At 59.5% G+C, this 24,418-nt stretch carries 20 protein-coding genes; 12 read left to right on the top strand and 8 right to left on the bottom strand.

The features are described from left to right. Positions 1-59: 59 nt before the first annotated feature. The 3 genes from BLS87_RS28220 (at position 60) to BLS87_RS28210 (ending at position 3,069) form a co-directional block, all read left to right on the top strand. Positions 60-872 carry a hypothetical protein gene (locus BLS87_RS28220; protein ID WP_074757938.1) on the top strand — a complete coding sequence of 271 codons (813 nt, stop codon included), beginning with the start codon at positions 60-62 and terminating at the stop codon, positions 870-872. A 117-nt stretch (positions 873-989) separates the two neighbouring features. Beyond that, on the top strand, positions 990-2,123 hold the full coding sequence (locus BLS87_RS28215; protein ID WP_074757936.1) for a hypothetical protein: 1,134 nt from the start codon (positions 990-992) through the stop codon (positions 2,121-2,123). A gap of 229 nt (positions 2,124-2,352) precedes the next feature. Continuing rightward, complete coding sequence (locus tag BLS87_RS28210; protein WP_074757934.1) at positions 2,353-3,069, top strand: hypothetical protein; 717 nt, start codon at positions 2,353-2,355, stop codon at positions 3,067-3,069. Between the two features lie 741 nt (positions 3,070-3,810). Here the strand turns inward: BLS87_RS28210 and BLS87_RS28205 are convergent. Beyond that, on the bottom strand, positions 3,811-5,352 hold the full coding sequence (locus BLS87_RS28205; RefSeq protein WP_074757932.1) for a phosphoenolpyruvate carboxykinase: 1,542 nt from the start codon (positions 5,350-5,352) through the stop codon (positions 3,811-3,813). A 203-nt stretch (positions 5,353-5,555) separates the two neighbouring features. Then, the gene (hslO, locus tag BLS87_RS28200) at positions 5,556-6,458 is read right to left on the bottom strand and encodes an Hsp33 family molecular chaperone HslO (RefSeq protein WP_074757930.1); all 903 of its coding nucleotides are present in this window, start codon (positions 6,456-6,458) and stop codon (positions 5,556-5,558) included. A 99-nt stretch (positions 6,459-6,557) separates the two neighbouring features. Here hslO and BLS87_RS28195 point away from each other — a divergent pair, with 99 nt between their 5' ends. Beyond that, positions 6,558-7,367, top strand: coding sequence for a phosphatase PAP2 family protein (locus BLS87_RS28195; protein ID WP_074757928.1), 810 nt, complete (start codon positions 6,558-6,560; stop codon positions 7,365-7,367). A gap of 87 nt (positions 7,368-7,454) precedes the next feature. Here the strand turns inward: BLS87_RS28195 and BLS87_RS28190 are convergent, their stop codons facing one another. Then, positions 7,455-7,856, bottom strand: a complete 402-nt coding sequence (locus BLS87_RS28190) for an RNA-binding S4 domain-containing protein (RefSeq protein ID WP_074757926.1) — start codon at positions 7,854-7,856, stop codon at positions 7,455-7,457. 323 nt (positions 7,857-8,179) lie between these two features. Here BLS87_RS28190 and rimB point away from each other — a divergent pair, with 323 nt between their 5' ends. Both rimB and rimK read left to right on the top strand, forming a co-directional pair. Continuing rightward, positions 8,180-8,662 (top strand): retropepsin-like aspartic endopeptidase RimB, encoded by a 483-nt coding sequence (gene rimB / locus BLS87_RS28185; protein WP_074757924.1) that lies wholly within the window; start codon positions 8,180-8,182, stop codon positions 8,660-8,662. Further along, complete coding sequence (rimK, locus tag BLS87_RS28180) at positions 8,659-9,564, top strand: 30S ribosomal protein S6--L-glutamate ligase (protein ID WP_074757922.1); 906 nt, start codon at positions 8,659-8,661, stop codon at positions 9,562-9,564. The genes rimB and rimK overlap by 4 nt, the downstream gene beginning before the upstream one ends. A 106-nt stretch (positions 9,565-9,670) precedes the next feature. Here the strand turns inward: rimK and BLS87_RS28175 are convergent, their stop codons facing one another. Continuing rightward, positions 9,671-10,984 carry an ATP-binding protein gene (locus BLS87_RS28175; protein WP_074757920.1) on the bottom strand — a complete coding sequence of 438 codons (1,314 nt, stop codon included), beginning with the start codon at positions 10,982-10,984 and terminating at the stop codon, positions 9,671-9,673. Positions 10,985-11,149: 165 nt separating this feature from the next. Then, positions 11,150-11,890: an osmolarity response regulator transcription factor OmpR gene (ompR, locus tag BLS87_RS28170; protein ID WP_062379541.1), complete on the bottom strand. Its 741-nt coding sequence runs from the start codon at positions 11,888-11,890 to the stop codon at positions 11,150-11,152. Positions 11,891-12,171: 281 nt separating this feature from the next. Between ompR and BLS87_RS28165 the strand changes: the two genes are divergently transcribed. The 3 genes from BLS87_RS28165 (at position 12,172) to gshA (ending at position 16,663) form a co-directional block, all read left to right on the top strand. Further along, on the top strand, positions 12,172-14,496 hold the full coding sequence (locus BLS87_RS28165) for a Tex family protein (protein WP_074757918.1): 2,325 nt from the start codon (positions 12,172-12,174) through the stop codon (positions 14,494-14,496). Next, on the top strand, positions 14,496-14,879 hold the full coding sequence (locus BLS87_RS28160) for a PaaI family thioesterase (RefSeq protein WP_074757916.1): 384 nt from the start codon (positions 14,496-14,498) through the stop codon (positions 14,877-14,879). The genes BLS87_RS28165 and BLS87_RS28160 overlap by 1 nt, the downstream gene beginning before the upstream one ends. Positions 14,880-15,076: 197 nt before the next feature. Further along, positions 15,077-16,663, top strand: coding sequence for a glutamate--cysteine ligase (gshA, locus tag BLS87_RS28155; protein ID WP_074757914.1), 1,587 nt, complete (start codon positions 15,077-15,079; stop codon positions 16,661-16,663). Positions 16,664-16,778: 115 nt separating this feature from the next. Here the strand turns inward: gshA and argA are convergent, their stop codons facing one another. Beyond that, positions 16,779-18,077, bottom strand: coding sequence for an amino-acid N-acetyltransferase (gene argA, locus BLS87_RS28150; RefSeq protein ID WP_074757912.1), 1,299 nt, complete (start codon positions 18,075-18,077; stop codon positions 16,779-16,781). A gap of 114 nt (positions 18,078-18,191) precedes the next feature. Beyond that, positions 18,192-19,340, bottom strand: a complete 1,149-nt coding sequence (gene argE, locus BLS87_RS28145) for an acetylornithine deacetylase (protein ID WP_074757910.1) — start codon at positions 19,338-19,340, stop codon at positions 18,192-18,194. 166 nt (positions 19,341-19,506) lie between these two features. On the opposite strand from argE, the gene BLS87_RS28140 reads away from it, so the two are divergent. Beyond that, the gene (locus BLS87_RS28140; protein ID WP_074757908.1) at positions 19,507-20,874 is read left to right on the top strand and encodes a CYTH domain-containing protein; all 1,368 of its coding nucleotides are present in this window, start codon (positions 19,507-19,509) and stop codon (positions 20,872-20,874) included. Between the two features lie 153 nt (positions 20,875-21,027). On the opposite strand, the gene BLS87_RS28135 is transcribed toward BLS87_RS28140, so the two are convergent. Then, positions 21,028-21,498, bottom strand: coding sequence for an Lrp/AsnC family transcriptional regulator (locus tag BLS87_RS28135; RefSeq protein WP_074757906.1), 471 nt, complete (start codon positions 21,496-21,498; stop codon positions 21,028-21,030). 162 nt (positions 21,499-21,660) lie between these two features. On the opposite strand from BLS87_RS28135, the gene BLS87_RS28130 reads away from it, so the two are divergent. Together BLS87_RS28130 and tfpB are read left to right on the top strand one after the other, a co-directional pair. Then, positions 21,661-22,008, top strand: coding sequence for a hypothetical protein (locus BLS87_RS28130; RefSeq protein ID WP_074757904.1), 348 nt, complete (start codon positions 21,661-21,663; stop codon positions 22,006-22,008). A 111-nt stretch (positions 22,009-22,119) separates the two neighbouring features. Beyond that, positions 22,120-23,904 carry a type IV pilus assembly ATPase TfpB gene (gene tfpB / locus BLS87_RS28125; RefSeq protein ID WP_074757902.1) on the top strand — a complete coding sequence of 595 codons (1,785 nt, stop codon included), beginning with the start codon at positions 22,120-22,122 and terminating at the stop codon, positions 23,902-23,904. The last annotated feature ends 514 nt before the right edge of the window (positions 23,905-24,418 follow it).

Below are 24,418 nucleotides of genomic sequence, written 5' to 3'. Positions count from 1 at the left end.
CGCGCGTTCGCACAGACCCAGAGAACCGCCCGCAACCCGCGACATGCCAAGGAGAGGCAATGCAGCCCACCCCACCGCCGAAAGACGACGGGCTCACCGTCATACAGCGTCTGACACCGGATCAGTTCGATGTCGTGCTCGGATCCCACCCCGCCAAACGAAAAGTCGCATCTGCGAAGACCAGTTGGCCTCTCAGCAGCGTTGTCATTTGCCTGGCATTGCTGGCAGCGATTATCTATCTCGTCACCCAGATGTTTCACACGCAGAAACCACCGCACGTCGCGATTGCGCCAACGCCCTCTGCCGACCTCCAGGAAGCGCCCGCATCGGTCACGCCAGCAGCGGACTTACGCACAACCGAACAGGTCGTCTATGTCGCGCCCAAGCTTGAAACGGCACAACCCCCAACCACTCAGCCACTGGATAACTGCCTGAAAGACGGCAATGTGATTGATCGCGACGTCATCAACTGCCGCTTCGGTGAAGCGCAGCCGACGGACTATAACGCTCCGCGTCCTCAAGGCATGGTCTCTGACCGCTACATGGCGCAGTACAAGTCCGCAGCCACCCAACCCAAAGCCGAGACCGGCCGCCATTACGAAGTCGCGGGGGTATTCATCCGCGAAATAGACGGCCGCAACCGCTACGAAGCGCGGTATCGCATCTATAACAACCACATCGACAACAGTAGCGTGTGCATGAACTTCAAAAGCGACAGCGTCGAATACCGCGAATGCCGGCGTGCGGCGACTCCGTTCTTCAAAGACATGTGCAGTGACTGGACCAAACGCGTTGCAAAGGACAAGGACGAGAAGAATAAGTTGGCGCAGGCGCAATATTGCGAGGCGGCGCGGACATATCAGGCAAACTAATTAATCGTGTAAGCGTACCGTTCAATACGGCTCAACATCAGGTAACACAGTCCAGCCACAAACGTTTTATTAATTAATCTAACCTCATGGCTCCTACACACCCATGAGGTTAGAAACATGACGGTATTCACCATTTTCTTTTGTGGAACTGGCTCCACAAAATATGACTCGCTTCACGACAACTACTGGAACGGTGAACTGATTTCCACACTTTCCAATAACATGGGCAGCCGCGAATTCGCTGACTGGATCGTGGTGAACGGCCCTGGCAGTGGCAACTTGCAGGCTGACGAACTGTTCACCGAATCCAAGAGCTACGGCTGGACAGGAACCGCATTCGGCAAAGGCTGGCATGAAAACGTGCAACATGCGGTCAATATCGTGAAGGGCAAGTTTGACTGGCAGCGGACGAAACTCACTGAAACGGAATATGTTCGGTTGAAAAATGCGGGCTTGCCGATCCATAAGGTCGAAGAGACCGACTCCTGGCTGTGGCGACACTATGATTTTGGCAACCGCAAAGTCAGCCAGCAGCAACTGCAAGAGCAGATCATCAAGACCCACCGCAAGGGCGGGATCATCCCGACTCAGATCAACCTGGTGGGCTGGAGCCGGGGTGGTGTGAGCTGCCACATGCTGGCGAATGCACTACTGGCCGATCCCGTGCTGCGGAAGATTCCTGTCAACATTTTCGTGGTAGATCCTGTTCCGGGTCCCTTGAACACGCAGCTTGAAAAGATTTCGTTGAGCAGCAATGTGAAACAGTACGTCGCCTTTTATGCGCGCGATGAACGCTCCAAGGGATTTGCCTGCGTCATTCCGAAAACGGCCGCCTCCACCCGGGTGAGTATCTTTCCAATGGCGGGAAGGCACGCAACACTTGTGGGAAATGCCTCACTGAGCGGTGCAGCGGGTCCCGGTGCGATGAATGAGCCTGGCAAGCTGGTGAGGCACTATGCGGAAGTTTGCCTTACCCGATGGGGCACAAAACTGACCAAAACGCTCAATCTTTCAGCAATGGATGTCAGCAAACTTCACCAGAGCATGGTCATGCACGACAGTGACTTTGTAAAAATGCGCAGTCAATCTTATACAGGGCTGACCGAACACACGGCCAATGAACGTTCCGTTATTCATAACGGCAAAACCGTTGCCTTCGGAAAAGTTACCGGCGTACCTCTTAATCCGAAAGAGGGATTGGCAGCCACACTTGCGAAAGGCAACGACGCCTACAAAGTTATTCTGAAGTAACACGTTTCACCGTTAACGACTGTACATAAACGTTTAACGAGTCATGCGTTGAGGTCGGTCTGTTCAAGCCATCGAACATGTTCCGCCGCGCCCCTGTTTCCAAAAAACCGCCCAGTCACCGGGCGGTTTTTTCATTGATTACCCTGCGGCCATTGACCCACTGGCCGATTCCGCGGTCATACCTTCCGCCAAGCAGAGGCCTGCACGCCGATCACTTCAGGAAATCGTCATGACCCGCAACCATTACCTACCGCTACTGCTGACTGCATTCATGGCCGCACTCGCTGGCTGCGGCGAGAAGGAACCCGAGAAGACCAGCAGCGCCTCGGCCGACGCCCGGGGCTTGTCGAAGTCGATGACGGTGGATGTCAGCGGGGCGTTGAACCTGCATTACGAAGCCAAGGGCGATGCGGTCGGCGTGGGCTTCCTGCCCGGCAAGCTGCCCGGCGCCAACTGGCTGACCCTGAGCGCGGATCAGGAGGCAGAAGGCGATCGCAACGAAGTCAGTATCGGGCCGATCCTGGGTTTCTCGTTCGACAATCCTGATCAGGAAAAGCAGGCCATCCTGTTCCAGGGCGGTCGCGTGGAAGTCGCTCATGATGAAAACAGCGCTTCCTACGATACCGGCTCGTACTACCAATACTTCGACACCGATAAAGGCGGCGCCAACAGCAACGTCAAACTCGACTTCAGCAAGATCGAAAAGCTGACCTCCACCAACAAGTTGCTCGACCGCTATCGCCTCGTTGGCACCTTCCAGTTCAATGCAGCTCTGTCCCCGGAACAGCCCACCGACGAATGCACCCGGGAAGCCGCAACGTACGCCGCCGAACACGGCGAGCGCCACCCCGGCTTCGACGCAAAACTGTGCGACGCCAAGAGCGTCGTCGCCAAAGGTAGCTTTGACATCACCCAGGATTTTCCGGTGACGGATAAGGCGGGGTGACATTGACCCAAAGCAAAGCCAACGCTGGCGGGTAGGCGTTTTTGTTTCTTAATGGAAGGCGTGGGAGGAATGTGCGAGCTTGCTCGGTGAATGCGGTGGGTCAGCAGCATCAACGGTGAATGACACACCGCGTTCGCTGCCCTCGTAACCTCGGACGTCTCCTACAGGGATCGCGGGGTACCAAAGGCTTGAGCATGACGCCGATACTGTAGGAGCCGGCTTGCTGGCGAATACGGTGGGTCAGCAGCATCAACGGTGAATGACACACCGCGTTCGTCCGAAGTGCGGCCCATACCCTCGTAACCTCGGACGTCTCCTACAGGGATCGCGGGGCACCAAAGGCTTGAGCATGACGCCGATACTGTAGGAGCCGGCTTGCTGGCGAATACGGTGGGTCAGCAGCATCAACGGTGAATGACACACCGCGTTCGTCCGAAGTGCGGCCCATACCCTCGTAACCTCGGACGTCTCCTACAGGGATCGCGGGGCACCAAAGGCTTGAGCATGACGCCGATACTGTAGGAGCCGGCTTGCTAGCGAATACGGTGGGTCAGCAGCATCAATGGTGAATGACCCACCGCATTCGTCCGAAGTGCGGCCCATACCCTCGTAGCCTCCAAAAGCTCCCACGCCCTCGGGGCAGAAGCGCAAATCTGCACCACGCCATCAAACATCAAACATCAAAACGCGAACATAAAAAAACCGCCCCGAAGGGCGGTTTTTATTCAGCAGAGCCCAAGCTTACAGCTTAGGACCGGCTGCCTTGATCGCATCGCTCACGTCGAACTTCTTGAAGTTCTCGATGAACAGACCGGCCAGCGCTTTGGCGGCTTCGTCGTACGCCGCTTTGTCAGCCCAAGTGTTGCGCGGGTTGAGCAACGCGGTGTCGACGCCTGGAACCGACTTCGGTACGTCCAGGTTAACGGTGTCCAGGTGCTCTGTATCTGCACCGATCAGTGCGCCGCTCTGGATGGCTGCGATAACGCCACGGGTGGTCGGGATGTTGAAGCGCTTGCCGACGCCGTAGCCGCCGCCGGTCCAGCCGGTGTTGACCAGGTAGACCTTGGAGCCGAAGCCACGGATACGTTTGATCAGCAGCTCGGCGTACTCGCCAGCAGGACGCGGGAAGAACGGCGCGCCGAAGCAGGTGGAGAACGTCGACTTGATGCCAGCGCCCGAGCCCATTTCGGTCGAACCCACCAGTGCGGTGTAACCCGACAGGAAGTGATAGGCCGCTTGTTCTTCGCTGAGGATCGAGACGGGCGGCAGAACGCCAGTCAGGTCGCAAGTCAGGAAGATCACAGCGTTAGGCTCGCCGCCCAGGTTCTTCTCGGAGCGTTTTTCAACGTGCTCCAGCGGGTAGGCGGCGCGGCTGTTCTGGGTCAGGCTGCCGTCGGCGTAGTCGGCGTGGCCGTTGGCGTCCAGGACTACGTTTTCCAGCACGGCGCCGTGCTTAATGGCTTTCCAGATGACGGGCTCGTTCTTCTCGGAGAGGTCGATGCACTTGGCATAGCAACCGCCTTCGATGTTGAACACCACGCCTTCGCCCCAGCCGTGCTCGTCGTCACCGATCAGGTAACGGCTCTCGTCTGCAGACAGGGTGGTTTTACCCGTGCCGGACAGGCCGAAGAACAGGGTCACATCGCCCTCTTCACCGATGTTGGCAGCACAGTGCATCGGCAGCACGTCGGCGGCAGGGAGCAGGAAGTTCTGCACCGAGAACATCGCTTTTTTCATCTCGCCGGCGTAACGCATGCCCGCGATCAGTACTTTTTTCTGTTTGAAGTTGAGGATGACGCAACCGTCGGAGTTGGTGCCGTCACGCTCTGGAACGCACTCGAAGTTCGCAACGTTCAGAACCTGCCACTCCTCGCGACCAGCAGGGTTGTACTGGGCCGGATTGATGAACAGGCAACGACCGAACAGGTTTTGCCAGGCGGTCTGGGTGGTCATCTTGACGGCGAGGTAGTGATCCTCGGCAGCGCCTACGTGAACGTGGGAGACGAAGTGTTCCTGAGCGTTGTTGAACGCCTCGACACGCGCCCACAGGGCATCGAACTTGTCGGCAGGAAACTTGCGGTTGATCGGGCCCCAGGCGATAGCGTCCTGGGTGGTTGGTTCTTCAACGATGAAGCGATCAACTGGCGAACGACCGGTGCGATGGCCAGTTTTCACGACGAATGCGCCAGTATCGGACAGGACGCCTTCTTCGCGTTTGAGGGCTTCTTTAACCAGATCGTCGACACTGAGATCGGTGTGAACGGCGTTATTGGCTTGCGTCATGAGATTCCCCGTCGGCCCGCTGGCCGAGTGCTCCAAACGTTTTGTAGTAGAAAAACCCAAACTACTACAGCTGAAAAGTGGGCCGGATTATGCCAGAAAAGCCCAAAAAAGGTAGGGCCCTCCTGTCAGAACTACATAATGAAGAACGCGGCCCGCTGGGCGGAAACCATTCAGCCCGGTCCCGGCACTACATAAAAACTACATCAATGACGGGTGTCAGATGGCGTATCGACTCCACCGCCTGCGAACAGCTGCGCGACATCGGTTGCGTCGAAAAGGTAGCGCTGGTTGCAGAACTGGCAATCGATCTCAACGGTGCCGTTGTGCTCGATCACCAACTGCTGTGCGTCTTCCAGACCAAGACTGACCAGAGCGTTGGCTGAACGTTCGCGCGAGCAGCTGCAACGGAACACCAATGGCTGGATATCGAACATGCGCACGGCGTCTTCGTGGAACAGACGGTGCAGCACGGTTTCGTTGTTCAGGCTTAACAGCTCTTCGGCAGTGAGGGTGTCGACCAGCGTATTGACGTGTTGCCAGCTGGCTTCGCGCTCTTCCGGGTCAGTCAGGCGAGCGGCTGGCAACTGTTGGAGCAGCAAGCCACGCGCGCGCTTGCCGTCAGCCTTGATCCAGAACCGTGTCGGCAATTGCTCGGACATCACGAAGTAGCTGGAGAGGCAAGCTGACAGATCGACGCCGTCCAGGCCGACGATCCCCTGATAGCGTTTGCCCTGACGTGGGTCGATGGTCATCGTCAGGTCGCCGTCAGGCATCAGCTCTTGGAGCGTGGCATCCGGGGTGATCAGGCTTTCGTCGTACCGGGCGATGCCTCGAATCTCACGCTCGCTGGAGCATTCGACCATCAACAACGAAACCGGTCCAAGGGACCGCGCCTGAAGAACCAGCAAGCCATCAAACTTCAGCGTACCGACCAGCAAGGCCGCCGCAGCGAGCATTTCGCCCAGCAATTGTGCGACCGGCTCAGGGTAGGGATGCTTGGCGAGCACTTCGGCGTAGCTGCGCTCCAATGCCACGAGCTCACCGCGAACGTCGCTCTCGTCGAAGATGAAACGCTGGGTGTAATCGATATCCGGGAAATCATGCATAGAAAATAGGTATCTGAAGTAATGACAAGTTGATGACAAACGCCTATAAAACGCGGTTTAGCACCGCTTGGTGCATTGTCATGCCGATGGGGGCATTTTATGGACTATCCCGCGCTCTTCCAACCCAAGTGGAACGCCAAAAAATTCTTGCTGTGTCATCTCGTGGCGCTGGCGCTTCTGCTGGTGTGGATCTGGCCTACAGGTCATGCCCTTTTCACCCGATTCGACGAATGGTTTTTCCATTTGCTGAACCGGCCGCTGCTGGAAAACAAAGTGTGGCTCTGGACCTGGACAGTTGCCAGTATGCGCCCCTTCGATATCGTGGTTGGCCTGATCCTGCTGATGCTGCTGATCAAAGGCGACTGGGTGTTCAAGCAGGTTCAGACCCGTGCGGCGCTGGTTGGCTTCGTGCTGACGCTGATCCTGCTGCTGATCATTCGCACGGTGTTCTCCAAAATCATTGATCACACCTCGCTGCAGCATGACAGCGCGTCGGTGGTGATCCCTGACGCCATCAAACTCAGCGATATCTTCCCAACGCTCGAAGACAAATGGCAGCTCAAAGATCGATCCAGCCAGAGCTTCCCCGGTGACCACGCCTCGGTGTTGCTGATCTGGGCGATGTTCATGACCGTCTACAGTCGCACCGTCGGCCAACGCGTGATTATCTGGGCACTCGCGTTGCTGTTCATGATGCCGCGCCTGGTTGCCGGTGCGCATTGGGGACAGGACGACTACATCGGCGGCGTCATGATCGCACTGCTGGCTTTGGGCTGGAGCTGCTACACGCCCTTTGCGGCGGTGGCGACCGGTTTCCTGCTGCGCGTCACGGCACCGCTCTTCAATCTGTTCGGCCGCCTGCCGTTGATTCGTTGCCTGAGCATCATGAAGCCCGGAGCACGCGCCTGAGCGTACAGCGCTCAGCCAGCGCTGTTGCGGTGGGGGCGAGTTCGCGCCCACCGCCCGCCAAGTCAGAGGAATGAGTGAGCGACTGGCTCAATCATCCCCGGAATGAAACTGAAACAACTGGCGGCGCTGCTTCTTGGTGGGTTTGCCATCGGTCGTGACGCCCAGGCTGCCTGCTTTGCGCATCTCGGCCGCCTGCTCACGCTTGGCCAGACTTTCCGGGGTTTCGCTGTAAAGCAGTTGAGCCTCCGGAGCACCACGACGCACGATGGACAACGCCTTGACCACCACCGTGCGTTCATCGAACCCGGCACGGATCTGAAACTCGTCGCCAACGCGAGGTTCCTTGCCCGGTTTGCACCGCTCGCCCCGGCAGTGCACCTTGCCGCTTTCGATTGCAGCTTTGGCCAGCGCACGCGTCTTGAAGAAGCGCGCAGCCCACAGCCATTTGTCCAAACGAACCTTGTCATCCTCATCTGACTTTTGTGTCATCTGAATTCCTCAATCTGGTGATAGTCAGAACTGTACTACGCAACGTCGAGCACGCAGTAATCTCAAGCCTTGGTTAGAATCCCCCGCATGCAAGCAAGGGAATGCGTTCTGGTGTTCGTCAGGCTATCGTTCCCGGGATTGTCACAATGTGGACCGAGTTGAGCGTTAGAGTCACCCATCAGGCGTCATGCACGCCTGGGAATGGGACTTTTTCGTCGACGCGGATTTTTCTGATGCAGGGCACGGGTTATACGCACTGTATCCAAGGCATTGGCCCAGCTTGAATCTGGCGTCAGGCAGAACGCGCAACGTACGGAATCGCTTTGAAAACATTCGACCATCTCACAGTCATCGGCCTTCGCGAATGGGTGGCGCTGCCCAACTTGGGGGTTGCCGGTCTGCGCGCGAAGATCGACACCGGGGCCAGCACGTCCAGTCTGCACGCCACGGAAATCGAGCCCTTCGAACGCGACGGCGAGAAATGGGTGCGCTTCAACGCGCATCTGGGCACGGTGGTGCAGCTGCGCCATCGACGTTGCGAGGCCCAGTTGGTGGCGATGAAAACCATCAAAAGCTCGAACGGGCACGCACAAGTGCGTTATGTGATTCGCACAACGCTGGCGCTGGGTGATCGAGTCTGGCCGGTGGAGTTCACGCTGGCGTGCCGCAAAGCCATGCGTTATCGCTTGTTATTGGGTTCCAAAGCCCTGATTGACGGCCAACTGGTGGTCAATCCGGGGATTACTTATGTTCAGGACAAGCCGGTGTTTCCGGCCTCTAATTCCTCTCCCACAGGTGTTGCATGAAGATCGCTGTGCTTTCGCGAAACCCGCGTCTGTATTCAACTCGTCGCCTGGTCGAAGCTGGTATTCAGCGTGGCCACGAGGTCGTGGTGATCGATACCCTGCGCGCCTATATGAACATTGCCAGTCATAAGCCGCAGATTCACTACCGAGGCAAACCCCTGGAAGGCTTTGATGCGGTCATCCCGCGGATCGGCGCTTCCGTGACCTTCTACGGCTGCGCCGTGTTGCGTCAGTTCGAAATGATGGGCGTGTTTCCGCTGAACGAATCCGTTGCCATCGCCCGCTCCCGGGACAAGCTGCGCTCGCTGCAGTTGCTGTCGCGGCGCGGCATCGGCCTGCCCGTAACCGGTTTCGCGCACTCTCCCGACGACATCCCGGACCTTATCCAGATGGTCAACGGTGCGCCGCTGGTGATCAAAGTGCTGGAAGGCACTCAGGGCATCGGCGTGGTGCTGTGCGAAACCGCAACCGCAGCGGAATCCGTGATCGAAGCCTTCATGGGCCTCAAGCAGGACATCATGGTTCAGGAGTACATCAAGGAAGCCGGTGGTGCGGATATCCGCTGCTTCGTAGTGGGGGACAAGGTCATCGCGTCGATGATGCGCCAGGCCAAACCCGGCGAGTTCCGCTCCAACCTGCACCGGGGCGGCACGGCCAGCCTGATCAAAATCACGCCGGAAGAACGCATGACCGCCATTCGTGCCGCCAAGGTGATGGGACTGAGCGTCGCAGGCGTGGACATCCTGCGCTCCAACCACGGGCCGCTGGTGATGGAGGTGAACTCATCGCCGGGCCTGGAAGGCATCGAAACCACCACCGGCAAGGACGTGGCCGGGATGATCATTCAGTACATCGAGAAAAACGGCGGGCCGCACATGACGCGGACGAAGGGTAAGGGCTGATTCGTAAAAACGCTCTATAGGAGCCGGCTTGCTGACGAAGCGCTGGGGCAGGCGCTCACGCATTCGCCAGCAGGCCAGCGCTTACACATGGACCGTCACCGCCCGGTCAAACGGCATCCCGCGGCAGCATCAACCCAAGCGGCAGGCGCACGCGTGCTTCAAGTCCGCCACCCGATCGATTTCGCAATTCGACATTGCCGCCGTGCATCGCGGCAATGCGCTTGACGATTGCCAGCCCAAGTCCGGTGCCCTTGCCGCTGCGGGCGCGGTCGCCACGGATGAACGGGTTGAAAATGCCTTCGAGCTCCGACGGATCGATGCCCATGCCACGGTCCAGCACGCTCAATACGACGTACGGCGCGCCGCTGTCTCCAGACACATAAGCAGCCACCTCGACGCCATCACCGGCATGGTGCATCGCGTTGCCGATGAGGTTGTTAAGCAGACGCTTCATCGAAACCCGGCGCAGCGGGAATGGCGGGATCGACTCCAGGCACAAGCGCACCTGCTCGACCGGGCTGTTATAGGGTGCCACGACTTCGTGAACCAACTCGACGAGGTTGACCTCCTCGACCTCTTCATCGCGACCGTCACGAATGAAGGCCAGGAACTGATCGAGGATGGCGTCCATGTCCTCAATGTCGCGAACCATGCCGTCCATGAACTCGTTGTCCTTGGGCATCAGCTCCAGCGACAACCGCAGCCGCGTCAACGGCGTACGCAGGTCGTGAGACACGCCCGCCAGCATCAACTCCCGCTCCTGCCCTGCCTGCTCGACGTCTTCAGCCATCTGGTTGAACGCACGGTACACCTCGGTCATTTCGCTGGGCGTGTCACTGACAGGCAATCGCACGCTGCGGCCCTGCCCCAGCTGCCGCGCGGCGAAGACCAGACGCTTGAGAGGCTGGTTGAGCTGACTGACAAAAATCCAGGCCGACGCTGTGGACAACAGGCCGATCGCCAGGAACCAGCCCAGAACGCTCCAGATCTTCTGGCCACGCAGTGGATGCGGGTACAGCGGGACTTTTAACCAGCCATCGCCCAGGCTGGGAGCTCGCACCCACAGCGCGGGTGGCGCATGCACGCGCAGGCGAACTTCGGTGTCCGCGCCCAGTTCGTCCTGCATCTGCCGCTGATAGATCTCCGAATAAGGCCAATGCTGCTCACCCTCCGGAACCCCGCCGCCCACCACGCGGATCAGACCGGCCGCATCGGCGATGGTCTGCCGGTCGCTTTCGTCTGCCGCCCAATACGCGCGCAAGGTCAAGGCCACGCCGTGACTGTACTGGCGGTCAACCAGCACGTCCTCGTTCATCAACAGATAAACCAGGGTCAGCGCCTTGGAAAACAGCACGACGATGAGCACCAGCCACAAGGTGCGGGAGAAAAAGCTTTGCGGGAACCAGAGCGGTGTTTTCATAACAGCAGCTACACACTATGCAGGAGCGAGCCAGGCTCGCGAAATTTCGCGGATCACAAGAGACAGCAAAAACCAGTCACCCCCTCGCTCCTTTCAAGAGCATCGGGGTGACTGGCTCGCAATGCAGGCGTGCAGTGCGCCTGACAGGCAATCTGTCTGTTGCTGTTACTGCTTGTTGGCGCCGTCTGGAACAAATACGTAACCCACGCCCCATACCGTCTGGATGTAACGCGGCTTGGCGGCGTCGACTTCGATCAGACGACGCAGACGGGATATCTGGACGTCGATGGATCGCTCCAGCGCGTCCCACTCACGACCCCGCGCCAGATTCATCAGCTTGTCGCGCGTGAGCGGCTCACGGGCGTGCATGACGAGTGCCTTGAGCACCGCGAACTCGCCCGTGGTGAGCATGTGGACTTCCTCACCGCGCTTGAGCTCACGGGTTGCCAGCGACAGTTCGTAATCACCAAACGTGACCGTTTCGTCTTCACTGGCAGGCGCACCGGGAACCGGTACTGCCTGGCGACGCAGAACCGCTTTGACACGTGCCATCAGTTCATCGGGGTTGAAAGGTTTGGCGAGATAGTCGTCCGCACCCAACTCCAGACCCTTGATACGACTCAGCTCATCGCCCTTGGCGGTCAGCATGATGATCGGGACCTGATTGTTGGCGGCCCGCAGTCTGCGGCAAGCAGACAGGCCGTCTTCGCCCGGCAGCATCAGATCCAGCACCACGAGGTGGAAGACTTCGCGAGCCAACAGCCGGTCCATTTGCTCAACGTTGGCAACAGCACGGGCACGATAGCCTTTGCTGGTGAAAAAGCGTTCTAACAGGCTGCTCAGACCCGGGTCATCATCAACGATGAGGATTTTCTCGCCTTCAGCCGTTTGTGCAGTGCTGTTCATTGGAAGCTCCTTTGATCTCGGCGCGCATTATGGCGTAGCTGCTGTGATGCGCACCGTGTGCATTGTTAGCAGATTTTTCCTGAGCCGCCACTGGCGCTCTTCGCTGACCTTTTTCGCCCCGCACGGCATCAGTCCGGCGGCAGGATTTCCGGCAACTGACAGGGCGATCCCCTAATCGGGGCTCACTGGGTATAATGCGCCGCCCTCAAGGTCAGGCAACACGCGCTTGCGGCGGTTCGCCAGCAGCTGATTTTTTGCACACACATTTGCCAGGTGGTTTTATGGACAGTATCAACAGCCGCATCGCCGAGGAACTCGGCGTCCGCCCGCAACAGGTCGAAGCGGCCGTCGCGCTACTGGATGAAGGCTCTACGGTGCCCTTCATCGCTCGCTACCGTAAAGAAGTGACTGGCAGCCTCGATGACACGCAACTGCGTCATCTGGAAGAGCGCCTGCGCTATCTGCGCGAGCTCGACGAGCGTCGCATCAGCATCCTTGCCAGCATCGAAGAGCAAGGCAAGCTGACACCGGAGCTGGCGCGCGACATCAAGCTGGCCGACACCAAGACCCGCCTCGAAGACTTGTACCTGCCCTATAAACAGAAGCGTCGCACCAAAGGCCAGATCGCGCTGGAAGCCGGTCTGGGCGAGCTGGCAGACGGTCTGTTCAACGACCCGACGCAAAATCCCGAGACCGAAGCCGCCCGTTTCGTCGATGCGGAAAAAGGCTTCGCTGACGTCAAGGCCGTACTCGAAGGCGCGAAGTACATCCTGATGGAACGCTTCGCCGAAGATGCCACGCTGCTGGAAAAGCTGCGCAGCTTCCTCAAGCAGGAAGCCGTGATCAGCGCCCGCGTGGTGGCTGGCAAGGAAGAAGAAGGCGCCAAGTTCCGCGATTACTTCGAGCATGACGAGCCGCTGAAAAGCATGCCGTCCCACCGCGCGCTGGCGATCTTCCGCGGCCGCAACGAGGGCATTCTGAGCTCGGCGCTGAAAGTCGGCGAAGAACTCCCCGGCACGCTGCATCCGTGCGAAATGATGATCAGCGAGCGTTTTGGCCTGCAGAACCAGAATCGCCCGGCCGACAAATGGCTGGCCGAAGTCGTGCGCTGGACCTGGAAGGTCAAGCTGTATTCGCACCTGGAAACCGACCTGCTGGGTGAGCTTCGCGAGGGTGCAGAGACGGAAGCGATCAACGTGTTCGCTCACAACCTGCACGACCTGCTGCTCGCCGCTCCCGCCGGCCCACGCGCCACCTTGGGCCTGGACCCCGGCCTGCGCACCGGCTGTAAGGTCGCGGTGGTCGATGCGACCGGCAAGCTGCTGGATTACGCCACGGTTTACCCGCACGTGCCGAAGAACCAGTGGGATCAGACCATCGCAGTGCTCGCGGCCCTGTGCGCCAAGCACTCGGTTGACCTGATCGCGATCGGCAACGGCACCGCCAGCCGTGAGACCGACAAGCTGGCCGCCGACCTGATCAAAAAATATCCAGGCCTGAAAATGACCAAGGTCATGGTGTCCGAAGCGGGTGCGTCGGTGTATTCCGCGTCGGAACTCGCCGCCAAGGAATTCCCGGACCTGGACGTGTCGATTCGCGGCGCGGTGTCCATTGCTCGCCGCCTGCAGGACCCATTGGCTGAGCTGGTGAAGATCAACCCGAAATCCATCGGTGTCGGCCAATACCAGCACGACGTGTCCCAGCTCAAGCTGGCACGTGGCCTGGACGCCGTCGTCGAAGACTGCGTGAACGCCGTGGGCGTCGACGTGAATACCGCATCGGTCGCGCTGCTGGCGCGGATTTCCGGCCTGAACACCACACTGGCGCAGAACATCGTCACACACCGTGACGAGAACGGCGCCTTCAAGACTCGCGCTGCGCTGAAGAAAGTCGCACGCCTGGGTGAGAAAACCTTTGAACAGGCTGCGGGCTTCCTGCGCGTCATGAACGGCGACAACCCGCTGGATTCGTCCGCCGTTCACCCTGAGGCCTATCCGCTGGTGCAGCGCATCGCTGCTGAAACCGACCGCGACATCCGTTCGCTGATCGGCGATGCCAGCTTCCTCAAGCGTCTGGACCCGAAAAAGTTCACCGACGAGACCTTCGGCCTGCCGACCGTGACCGACATTCTTCAGGAACTGGAAAAGCCAGGCCGCGACCCGCGCCCCGAATTCAAGACGGCTGAATTCCAGGACGGCGTCGAGGATTTGAAGGATTTGCAACTGGGCATGATCCTCGAAGGCGTGGTGACCAACGTGACCAACTTCGGCGCGTTCGTTGACATCGGCGTGCATCAGGACGGTTTGGTGCACATCTCCGCACTTTCGGAGAAATTCATCAAAGATCCGCGCGAGGCGGTCAAGGCCGGTGACGTGGTGAAGGTCAAGGTCATGGAAGTCGACATCCCGCGCAAACGCGTCGGCTTGTCGATGCGCATGAGCGACACGCCCGGCGAGAAGATCGACGGCGCACGGGGTGCGCGTCCAGGCGCGGCACCGCGTCAGCAGCAGAGCAGCGCACCACGCAAAGAAACCGCAACAGCTGCCCCGGCCAACAACGCCATGGCATCGCTGTTCGCCAACGCCAAGCAACTGAAGAAACGCTGATGGAAATTCCGGAAGGCCTGACCGAGAGCGCTTACTTCAAGACCTTGGGCTGCAAGCTGGTAAGACTCGGCGACGGTGTGGCCGAGGTCACGCTGGCGCTGGAGCCTCATCTGCGCAATCGCGGCAATGTCATGCACGGCGGCGCGTTGTTCAGCCTCGTGGACATCGCCATGGGGCTGGCCTGTTCCAGCTCCCACGGCTTCGACAAGCAAAGCGTCACCGTTGAGTGCAAGATCAACTACGTGCGCGGCGTCCCGGATGGCGAAGTCACCTGCATCGGCACGGTGCTGCACGCAGGCCGGCGCACGCTGGTCGTGGAAGCCGAAGTGCGCCAGGACGACAAGCTCGTCGCGAAAGCGCAGGGCACGTTCGCGATCGTCTAGCTGTCTGATAGCGATATGAGTTAATTTCGACACTGTGTAACAGTGTCGAAATTTTCTGATCGCCTTTTAAGATTGATCAGCGACGGGCATCGGCGTTCGGGCCAAAAACGAGGCGAAAACGCCAGTTCCTTTCTTCACCCTTGTAGACCGCCATATCGCCCCCATATAGGGCCGACTGACGCGTGAAGGAATCCAACTTGAGCGAACTTCTCAACCGCCGCCTGGCTTTGCTTGGCGAGCACTCTCACCTCTCCCTTCTGGAGAAGTGCCTGCACGGTATCGAACGTGAATGCCTGCGCGTTACTGACGAGGGCCGGCTGGCCCAGACTCCGCACCCGGAAGCCCTGGGCTCCGCGCTGACCAACGAACAGATCACCACCGACTACTCCGAGTCGCTGCTGGAGTTCATCACGCCGGCGCTGACCAACCCGGCCGATACGCTGGACAGCCTGGAAAAGATTCATCGTTTCGCCTACAGCAAGTTGGGCGGCGAGTACATCTGGAGCCCTTCGATGCCGTGCCCGCTGCCGGCCGAAGAAGACATTCCGATCGCGTATTACGGCACCTCGAACATCGGCAAGCTCAAGTATGTCTACCGCCAGGGCCTTGCTTTGCGCTACGGCAAGACGATGCAATGCATTGCCGGAATTCACTACAACTTCTCGCTGCCTGAAGCCATCTGGCCGGTGCTCAAGCAGACCGAAGCCTTCGAAGGCAGCGACCGTGATTTCCAGTCCGAAAGCTACATTGGCCTGATCCGCAATTTCCGTCGTTACAGTTGGCTGTTGATGTACCTGTTCGGCGCGTCGCCGGCACTGGACGCCAGCTTCCTGCGCGGCCGCTCGCACCAACTGGAGCAGTTCGACGCCGACACGCTGTATCTGCCGTACGCCACCAGTCTGCGCATGAGCGATCTGGGTTACCAGAGCAACGCCCAGGCCGACCTGACGCCGTGCTACAACGATTTGCTGACCTACACCGACAGCCTGCGCAAAGCCGTGGCAACGCCTTACGCGCCTTACGTCGAAATCGGCACGCACAAGGATGGCGAGTGGATTCAGCTCAACACCAACGTGTTGCAGATCGAGAACGAGTACTACTCGACGATTCGTCCGAAGCGCGTCACCTATTCGGGCGAGCGTCCGATTCAGGCCCTGATGGCCCGAGGCGTGCAGTACGTTGAAGTGCGTTGCCTGGACATCAACCCGTTCCTGCCGGTCGGCATCGATCTGCAGCAGTCACGTTTCATCGACGCCTTTATCCTGTTCTGCGCCCTGCAGGAAAGCGCCCAGCTGGCGGACTGCGAGTGCGGGAATGCCAGCAGCAACTTCCTGACAGTGGTGAAAGAAGGCCGTCGTCCTGGGCTGCAACTGAGCCGGAACACCTCAACCGTTGACCTGAAAGACTGGGCCAACGAGCTGCTGGACACGATCGAGCCGATCAGCAGATTGCTGGACCAGAGCCAGGGTATCGACGAGCACGCCAAGTCGCTGGAAGTGCAGCGCGCCAAAGTTGCAGACACGTCCCTGACGCCGTCGGCACAAGTGCTGGCTGCCATGACCGAGCATAAGGAAGGCTTCACTGCGTTTTCGCTGCGTCAATCGCGCACGCATGCCGAGTACTTCCGCGGCCGGCCGTTGAGCGTCGAGGACCAGACGCACTTTGAAACCAAAGCCCGCGAGTCTCTGGCGCAGCAGTCCGAAATGGAACAAAGCGAAGAGCCTGTGGATTTCGACACCTTTGTCGGCGCGTATCAGGCGAGCATTCTGGCGATCAGTAACTGAAAAGACGCCGATAAGCACTGTGGGAGGGAGCTTCGCGAGCAAGCTCGCTCACACAGACATTCCCGTCAGGACCCAAGCATGCGTCAGGCCTCGTTCCAGGCCCGACGCACTTCGCTCAAATCGCCTTCTCGAAAATCTTCGAATTACGCTGATAGTTGTACAGCGACGCTCGCGCGCTGGGCAGGCGGTCTACGCTGCTAGGCTCGAAACCACGCTCGCGGAACCAGTGGGCCGTGCGGGTGGTGAGCACGAACAGGGTCTTCAAACCCTGTGCCCGTGCCCTTTCTTCGATGCGTTCCAGCAACTCATCCCCTCGCCCACCGTGGCGGTATTCCGGGTTCACGGCCAGACACGCCAACTCGCCCGTTTCTGAATCAGCAATCGGGTAGAGCGCAGCACAGGCGATGATCAATCCCTCGCGCTCAACCACGCTGAACTGTTCGATCTCACGCTCCAGCACCTCACGAGAACGGCGCACCAGAATGCCTTGCTCTTCGAGCGGCGTGATCAGGTCGATCAACCCACCGACGTCACCAATCGAAGCCTCGCGAACCAGCTCGAACTGCTCCTGGGCGACCAGCGTGCCGCCGCCTGCGCGGGTAAACAGTTCCGACAGCAGGGCGCCGTCTTCGGCATAACTCACGATATGACTGCGCGCCACGCCGCCACGGCAGGCCTGTGCGGCGGCATCCAGCAGCTCGGCCTGATAGTTGTTGCCCAGCCTCTGCAGATGCGCCGGAACCTGCTGCGGACGCAGTTCACGCACCAGACGGCCTTGTTCGTCGAGCAGGCCCGACTCGGCGCCGAACAGCAGCAGTTTCTCCGCGCCCAGGTCGATGGCCGCGCGGGTGGCGACGTCTTCGCAGGCGAGGTTGAAGATCTCGCCCGTCGGCGAATAACCCAGCGGCGACAGCAGAACAATGGAGCGCTCGTCGAGCAGGCGGTTGATACCCTTGCGGTCAATCCGACGGACTTCACCGGTGTGCTGATAGTCCACGCCTTCGAGCACGCCAATCGGGCGGGCGGTCACAAAGTTGCCGCTGGTGACTCGCAATCGCGAACCCTGCATCGGAGACGCCGCCATGTCCATCGACAGGCGCGCTTCGATGGCGATGCGCAGCGCACCCACCGCGTCGATCACGCACTCAAGCGTGGCGAAGTCAGTCACGCGCATGTCGCGATGAAAATGCGGCGTCAGGCCGCGCGCTTCGAGGCGACTTTCGATTTGCGGACGGGAACCGTGGACCAGCACCAGGCGAACGCCCAGGCTGTGCAGCAACACCAGGTCATGGACGATATTGCCGAAATTCGGGTGCTCAACGCCGTCGCCCGGAAGCATGACGATGAAGGTGCAATCCCGGTGGGCATTGATATAGGGAGACGCGTGGCGGAGCCAATTGACGTAATCGGGCATATCCGAAAGAGCCTGTAAAAAATGGACGAAGGGTGAAAGCACTCACAACGGCATGGGCTTTATCGTCGGAACAGGCATCGCAACACGCGTTATCTCCTCTGGGCTGAGGCCTACTCACACAGGAGAAAGGCAGTAATGTTCAATCAACTGACGCAATAGACGCACTGTAGGCTGCAAACGTGACATTTCGAGATATTCGCCCGGCTGGTGCGCACAGGCGATGTCGCCGGGGCCCAACACGATCGTTTCGCAACCAAGGCGCTGAAGATAAGGCGCTTCGGTTCCAAATGCCACTGCTTCGGCCGTATGACCTGTCAGACGTTCGGCAACGCGAACCAGTTCCGCATCGGCGCTCTGTTCGAATGGCGCCACTTCCGAAAACAGCGGCGCGTAATCGATCTTTACCTGGTGCAGTTCAGCGAGCGGTTGCAGCTTTTGCCGAATCGCCGCACGGAGCATTTCCGGGTCCATGCCTGGCAGCGGACGCAGGTCAAATTCCAGCGAGCACTGCCCGCAGATCCGGTTCGGATTATCGCCCCCGTGGATGCAGCCGAAGTTCATGGTCGGTGCCGGGACGCTGAATTGCGGGTTCCGGTATTTCTCCTGCCACTGCTGACGCAGGCCCTTGAGCGCGCCAATCGCGTCATACATCGCCTCCAGCGCGCTGTGTCCCAGACTGGGATCCGACGAGTGACCGCTTCGCCCAAGAATCTCGATGCGATCCATCATCACGCCTTTGTGCAGGCGAATCGGCTTGAGGCCCGTCGGTTCGCCGATCACCGCAGCGCGTCCCAGCACACCGCCTGCGGCGGCCAACGCCTTCGCGCCGGACATCGAGCTCTCTTCATCGCACGTCGCCAGAATGATCAGCGGCTGCTTGAACGGCTTGTCCAGCAAGGGCTGCAACGCCTCGATGGCCAGTGCGAAGAACCCCTTCATGTCGCAGCTGCCCAACCCCACCCAACGGCCGTCGACTTCTGTCAGCTTTAGCGGGTCGGTCTTCCAGAGTGCGTCGTCGTAGGGAACGGTGTCGCTGTGGCCGGACAACACCAGGCCGCCGGGGCCGGTGCCATAGGTCGCCACCAGATTGAATTTGCCGGGACTGACGTGCTGGATATCGCAGGCAAAACCCAGATCGCCGAGCCAACCGGCGAGCAGATCGATGACCGCGCGGTTGGACTGGTCCAGCGAGGGCTGCGTACAACTCACCGAAGGCGCGGCGATCAGGGCCGCGAACTGGTCTTTCATGGACGGCAACGGCATGGACGACTCCTGAAATGCAGTGCGACGTGATGGTCATCATAGGGTGATTGGACAGCAGGAATAAACCGTCACGGGTGATGTCCTGTACACTGCACGACCCACGCAGCTGTGTCGATTCCGGCTGCGCCCCCTGTTTATCAGCGATAGAGCGCCTGGATTCCCGGCCATGCAGAAAGAAACCGAAATCAAACTCCGCGTCAGCCGCGAAACCCTCATTGCCCTGCGCGAGCACCCGTTGCTGAAAAAACGCAACAAAAGCGGCTGGGAGCGTCTGGAGCTGTTCAATCAGTACTTCGACACACCTGAGCGCGAACTCGCTCAGGCCAAGGTTGCGCTGCGTTTGCGCCGTGACGGCGACGCGATCATCCAGACCCTCAAGACCCGCGGCCAGAGCGTCGCCGGTCTGTCCGAGCGTAACGAATACAACTGGGACGTGCCCAAGGCCAAGCTGGACCTCAAGAAGCTCGACGGCGAGTGCTGGCCCGAGCAACTGGCGGATCTGGACAAGAAAACCATCAAGCCGCTGTTCACCACCGATTTCGTCCGCGAAAAGGCCGAGATTGCCTGGGGCCGCGGCAAATCCAAGGTCGTGATCGAAGCGGCGCTGGACTTGGGCAATGTCATCGTCGGCAAGCAGAAGGAAGAAATCTGCGAGCTGGAGCTGGAACTGCGCGAAGGCGAACCTGCTGCCCTGCTGGAGCTGGCCGCCGAGCTGGCCGAGAAGCTGGCGTTGATGCCGTGTGACATCAGCAAGGCCGAGCGTGGCTATCGCCTGTTCGACGCTGGCAGTTACTCGGTCAAGTTGCCGGCGCCTGAGCTGCACGCCGAAACCTGCGTTGACGACGCCTACAATGCGGTGGCCTGGTACCTGTTGGGCAGCAGCCAGCGCCTGGCTGAGCAGTATCGCTTCAACGGTCACTGGAACCTGTTGCAGGAATGGGTCGAGGTGCTCGCCGAGCTGCGCGCACTGACCGGCAGCCTGGGTCAGGCTGCTCCACGCGCCACCACCCACGATCTGCGTGCTGCGCTTGATGCGTTGCTGGAAGACTGGCGCACGCTGGTGCTGGCCGGTCGGGATGATGCCGACGTGCGCGCTGCTGCGCATGAGCAGTTCATCGAAGAGCTGGAAGACCCGCGTTGGGGCCTGTTCTCGCTCACCACCTCGCGCTGGTTGATGGAGCGCAGCTGGACCGCCGAGCGCAACAACCGTGGCAATCGTCAGGGCAACGCGATGCTCAGCAGCTGGGTCCCGCGCTTCCTCGGTGACGAGGCAACGGCGCTCAATCTGGCGCGCTACCAGCAACAGCCAGAAGATCTGGCCGAGCAACTGCCACGCATCGAGCGCATTCAGGTGTGGCTGCATTACGCACGTCACACGCTGGAGCTGCCGGAACTGGATCGCTTGTACGGCGAGATGAACAAGCTAGAGCAGCTGGCGCATCTGGACATCAGCGACGAAATCCTCGAAGCCCGCGTGCAGCAAACCATTACCGTGCTGCAAAGCCGGGCGTGGAAGACGTTGCTGAAGCTTTAAGGCCCCGTCCCAATACCTGTAGGAGCGCGCTTGCCCGCGAAGGCGGTGGATCAGTCACATGGATGGCGGCTGACACCCCCTTAATCGCGGGCAAGCGCGCTCCTAAAAGGGATAACGCCATGTTCAGCCGTATGCAAAAGATCCGGGCCACGATCACTTCACGATCGGCAAACTCGTCGTCGATTTGATCTCCGACAGCGCAACGGTCGAGTTCACCTCCTGAATCCCTGGCACCAGCGACAGCTTCTCAAAGAAAAACCGCTCATACGCTTCGATGTCCGGTGTCACGATGCGCAGCAGAAAGTCCACCGACCCCATCAGCACATAACATTCCAGCACCTCCGGAAATCCGCGAATGGCTTCGGTGAATTCCGTGAAGTTGGAACGCCCGTGGGCGTTGAGTTTCACCTCCGCGAAGATCTGGGTGTTCAGACCAATCTTCTTGCGATCCAGCAAAGTCACCTGCCGCCGAATCACGCCTTCGTCCTTCAATCGCTGGATCCTTCGCCAGCATGGCGATTGGGACAGACCAACCTCTTCAGCGATCTGCGCGCTCGACAGCGAGGCGTCTTCCTGAAGAAGCGCCAGTATCTTGCGATCGTAGGCATCCAGCTCGATTTGCATAAGTTATCTCCTTAATCTTCAAGCTGCGCATTAACAAGTCTAAACAAGCGTAAACCAGCCGATCTTGGATCAGAAATTTCTTTTTCAGCATGTAAAACTTTCTCTCACTCACACAGCTCATCGCGGTCCCGCTGACCGACGACGAAAACAGGAGAGTTCAACATGCCTCACCTCGAATCAGTGCCCTGCGCCCCGCTTCGCCCCGACGCCTGGTCTGTCAGCAACGCCCACTGTCGGTCGCGCTTCCAGATCCTTGCCGAAGCCGAGCCTGACCTGATTTGCCGGGTGTTGAACCTGTTCGCCATGCAATACCTGATTCCTCAGCAAGTCAGCGTGCTGCAGCAGGAAGGCATGTTGATGATCGAGGCCGAAGTGGGTGGCATGACCTGGCATCGCGCTCAGGTCATTGGCGAAAAAATGCGCAATCTGATCAATGTTTGCTCAGTGGATCTGGAACCGATCGGCGATTTGCACGTCCTATCCGAGCCCGTCTCACTCGCTGTCGGTTGAGTGGCCGAAAATATTGGCAACGCTTCACTACCTGCAGGACGCAACAACTGGCACGCTTGGGACTACTCTTGCTTACTCACGAAGTAAGTCGTCTCGTCCGAAGGAGCCCGCATGTCCGTCCTCGCCTCATCATCCCAGGACCGCTGGCTGGATCTGAATGAAGTCCTACGTGATCTCGTCGCGCAGGAATACATCGATCAGGACAATGCTGAATACGCATTGACCCTGCGCCGAACCGCGCAAAATCTGCAAATTCATCCCCTTGAGTTCATTTCCGCCCAGCAGTTCGACAACCTTAAACGCCCCGGCAAAAAGCTCGATCTGGAAACCCTCACCGCGTGGCTGGCCGAACAGGCCGGCCAGCCGTACATGCGCATCGACCCGCTGAAGATCAACGTGGCGGCCGTCACGCCGGTGATGTCCTATGCCTTTGCCCAACGCCACAAGATTCTGGCGGTCGCCGTGGACCGGGACGCGGTGACCATTGCCAGCGCCCAGCCTTTTGTGAAAGCGTGGGAAGCCGACCTGACGCACGTGCTGAAGATGCCGATCAAGCGCGTGGTCGCCAATCCGGTCGATGTGCAGAAGCTGGCGGTGGAGTTTTATCGACTGGCCAAATCGGTCAGCGGCGCCAGCGCGACCGATCAAAAAATGAGCAACCTGGGCAACTTCGAGCAACTGCTCAAGCTCGGCGCCAGCGATCAGGAACCCGATGCCAACGACGCGCACATCGTCAACATCGTCGACTGGTTGTTCCAGTACGCGTATCAGCAGCGCGCCAGCGACATTCACATCGAACCTCGCCGGGAAGCAGGCACCGTGCGCTTCCGTATCGACGGTGTGCTGCACACCGTTTATCAATTTCCACCTCAAGTGACGATGGCGGTCACCAGCCGACTCAAGAGCCTGGGGCGCATGAACGTCGCCGAGAAACGCAAGCCGCAGGACGGGCGGGTCAAGACCAAGACACCGGACGGCGGTGAGGTGGAATTGCGCTTGTCGACGCTGCCGACGGCGTTCGGCGAAAAAATGGTGATGCGGATTTTCGACCCTGAAGTGCTGCTCAAGGACTTCGACCAACTAGGTTTCTCGGGAGACGACCTGCGTCGCTGGGAAGGCATGACGCATCAACCCAACGGCATCATCCTGGTGACCGGACCCACCGGTTCCGGCAAGACCACCACGCTATACACCACGCTGAAGAAGCTGGCGACCTCGGAAGTGAACCTCTGCACCATCGAGGACCCGATCGAAATGGTCGAGCCCTCGTTCAACCAGATGCAGGTGCAGCACAACATTGACCTCACCTTCGCCAGCGGCGTGCGTGCGTTGATGCGGCAAGACCCTGACATCATCATGATCGGCGAGATTCGCGACCTGGAGACGGCCGAAATGGCGATCCAGGCGGCGTTGACCGGTCACTTGGTGCTGTCGACCCTGCACACCAACGATGCGCCGAGTGCGATCAGTCGTCTGCTGGAACTCGGCGTGCCGCATTACCTGCTCAAGGCAACGATTCTCGGCGTTATGGCCCAGCGTCTGGTGCGCACACTTTGCCCGCACTGCAAGGCGCCCGTGGAGATCGACGAAGTGGATTGGCAGACCCTGACGCGTCCGTGGCAAGCGGCTGTACCCACCGGCGCCCACCGCGCCGTCGGGTGCGCGGAGTGCCGTGACACCGGTTATCGCGGACGCGCCGGGGTGTACGAGATCATGCTGATGTCCGACGCCGTGAAATCGCTGATCACGGCGGACCTCGACCTCACGGCGCTGCGCCGGCAAGGCTTTAAAGACGGGATGCGCAGTTTGCGGTTGTCCGGCGCACAGAAAGTCGCGGCCGGGTTGACGACTGTCGAGGAAGTGCTGCGCGTGACACCGCAAAGCGAACAGCGCTAGCTCTGGCTGCCCCGAAACGCCTGTAGGAGCGCGCTTGCCCGCGAAATGCCGGTACATCCGACATACCTGTGTCGCCTGATACATCTATCGCGGGCAAGCGCGCTCCTACAAATCATGCGGTGTCAGCGATTTTGCGTCGTACCTCAATCAACTGTAGGAGCGCGCTTGCCCGCGAAATGCCGGTACATCCGATGCACCTGTGTCGCCTGATACATCCATCGCGGGCAAGCGCGCTCCTACAAATCATGCGGTGTCAGCGATTTTGCGTCGTACCTCAATCCACTGTAGGAGCGCGCTTGCCCGCGAAATGCCGGTACATCCGATGCACCTGTGTCGTCTGATACATCCATCGCGGGCAAGCGCGCTCCTACAAATCATGCGGTGTCAGCGATTTTGCGTCATACCTCAATCCACTGTAGGGTAAGCGGCCAGCGAACACACCTTCAGAAATCCGGAATTAAAGGCGATGGTGTCCGCCTATTTTTAAGCGGACGCGATCACCCTTATCGCCAGG

The organism is Pseudomonas abietaniphila (assembly GCF_900100795.1).
In the GTDB taxonomy this organism is placed as follows: Bacteria; Pseudomonadota; Gammaproteobacteria; order Pseudomonadales; family Pseudomonadaceae; genus Aquipseudomonas; species Aquipseudomonas abietaniphila.
The sequence above is the reverse complement of the archived record's forward strand: the minus strand, read 5'-3'. Positions and strand labels throughout refer to the sequence as shown.

Bases quoted from the DNA above. Each gene is read 5' to 3' on its own strand.
- rimK (WP_074757922.1), top strand. From the start codon at position 8,659: ATGAAGATCGCTGTGCTTTCGCGAAACCCGCGTCTGTATTCAACTCGT.
- BLS87_RS28165 (WP_074757918.1), top strand. From the start codon at position 12,172: ATGGACAGTATCAACAGCCGCATCGCCGAGGAACTCGGCGTCCGCCCG.
- BLS87_RS28220 (WP_074757938.1), top strand. From the start codon at position 60: ATGCAGCCCACCCCACCGCCGAAAGACGACGGGCTCACCGTCATACAG.
- BLS87_RS28215 (WP_074757936.1), top strand. From the start codon at position 990: ATGACGGTATTCACCATTTTCTTTTGTGGAACTGGCTCCACAAAATAT.
- BLS87_RS28195 (WP_074757928.1), top strand. From the start codon at position 6,558: ATGGACTATCCCGCGCTCTTCCAACCCAAGTGGAACGCCAAAAAATTC.
- BLS87_RS28175 (WP_074757920.1), bottom strand. From the start codon at position 10,984: ATGAAAACACCGCTCTGGTTCCCGCAAAGCTTTTTCTCCCGCACCTTG.
- BLS87_RS28160 (WP_074757916.1), top strand. From the start codon at position 14,496: ATGGAAATTCCGGAAGGCCTGACCGAGAGCGCTTACTTCAAGACCTTG.
- tfpB (WP_074757902.1), top strand. From the start codon at position 22,120: ATGTCCGTCCTCGCCTCATCATCCCAGGACCGCTGGCTGGATCTGAAT.
- BLS87_RS28130 (WP_074757904.1), top strand. From the start codon at position 21,661: ATGCCTCACCTCGAATCAGTGCCCTGCGCCCCGCTTCGCCCCGACGCC.
- hslO (WP_074757930.1), bottom strand. From the start codon at position 6,458: ATGCATGATTTCCCGGATATCGATTACACCCAGCGTTTCATCTTCGAC.
- BLS87_RS28135 (WP_074757906.1), bottom strand. From the start codon at position 21,498: ATGCAAATCGAGCTGGATGCCTACGATCGCAAGATACTGGCGCTTCTT.
- ompR (WP_062379541.1), bottom strand. From the start codon at position 11,890: ATGAACAGCACTGCACAAACGGCTGAAGGCGAGAAAATCCTCATCGTT.
- BLS87_RS28205 (WP_074757932.1), bottom strand. From the start codon at position 5,352: ATGACGCAAGCCAATAACGCCGTTCACACCGATCTCAGTGTCGACGAT.
- argE (WP_074757910.1), bottom strand. From the start codon at position 19,340: ATGCCGTTGCCGTCCATGAAAGACCAGTTCGCGGCCCTGATCGCCGCG.
- BLS87_RS28190 (WP_074757926.1), bottom strand. From the start codon at position 7,856: ATGACACAAAAGTCAGATGAGGATGACAAGGTTCGTTTGGACAAATGG.
- argA (WP_074757912.1), bottom strand. From the start codon at position 18,077: ATGCCCGATTACGTCAATTGGCTCCGCCACGCGTCTCCCTATATCAAT.
- BLS87_RS28140 (WP_074757908.1), top strand. From the start codon at position 19,507: ATGCAGAAAGAAACCGAAATCAAACTCCGCGTCAGCCGCGAAACCCTC.
- BLS87_RS28210 (WP_074757934.1), top strand. From the start codon at position 2,353: ATGACCCGCAACCATTACCTACCGCTACTGCTGACTGCATTCATGGCC.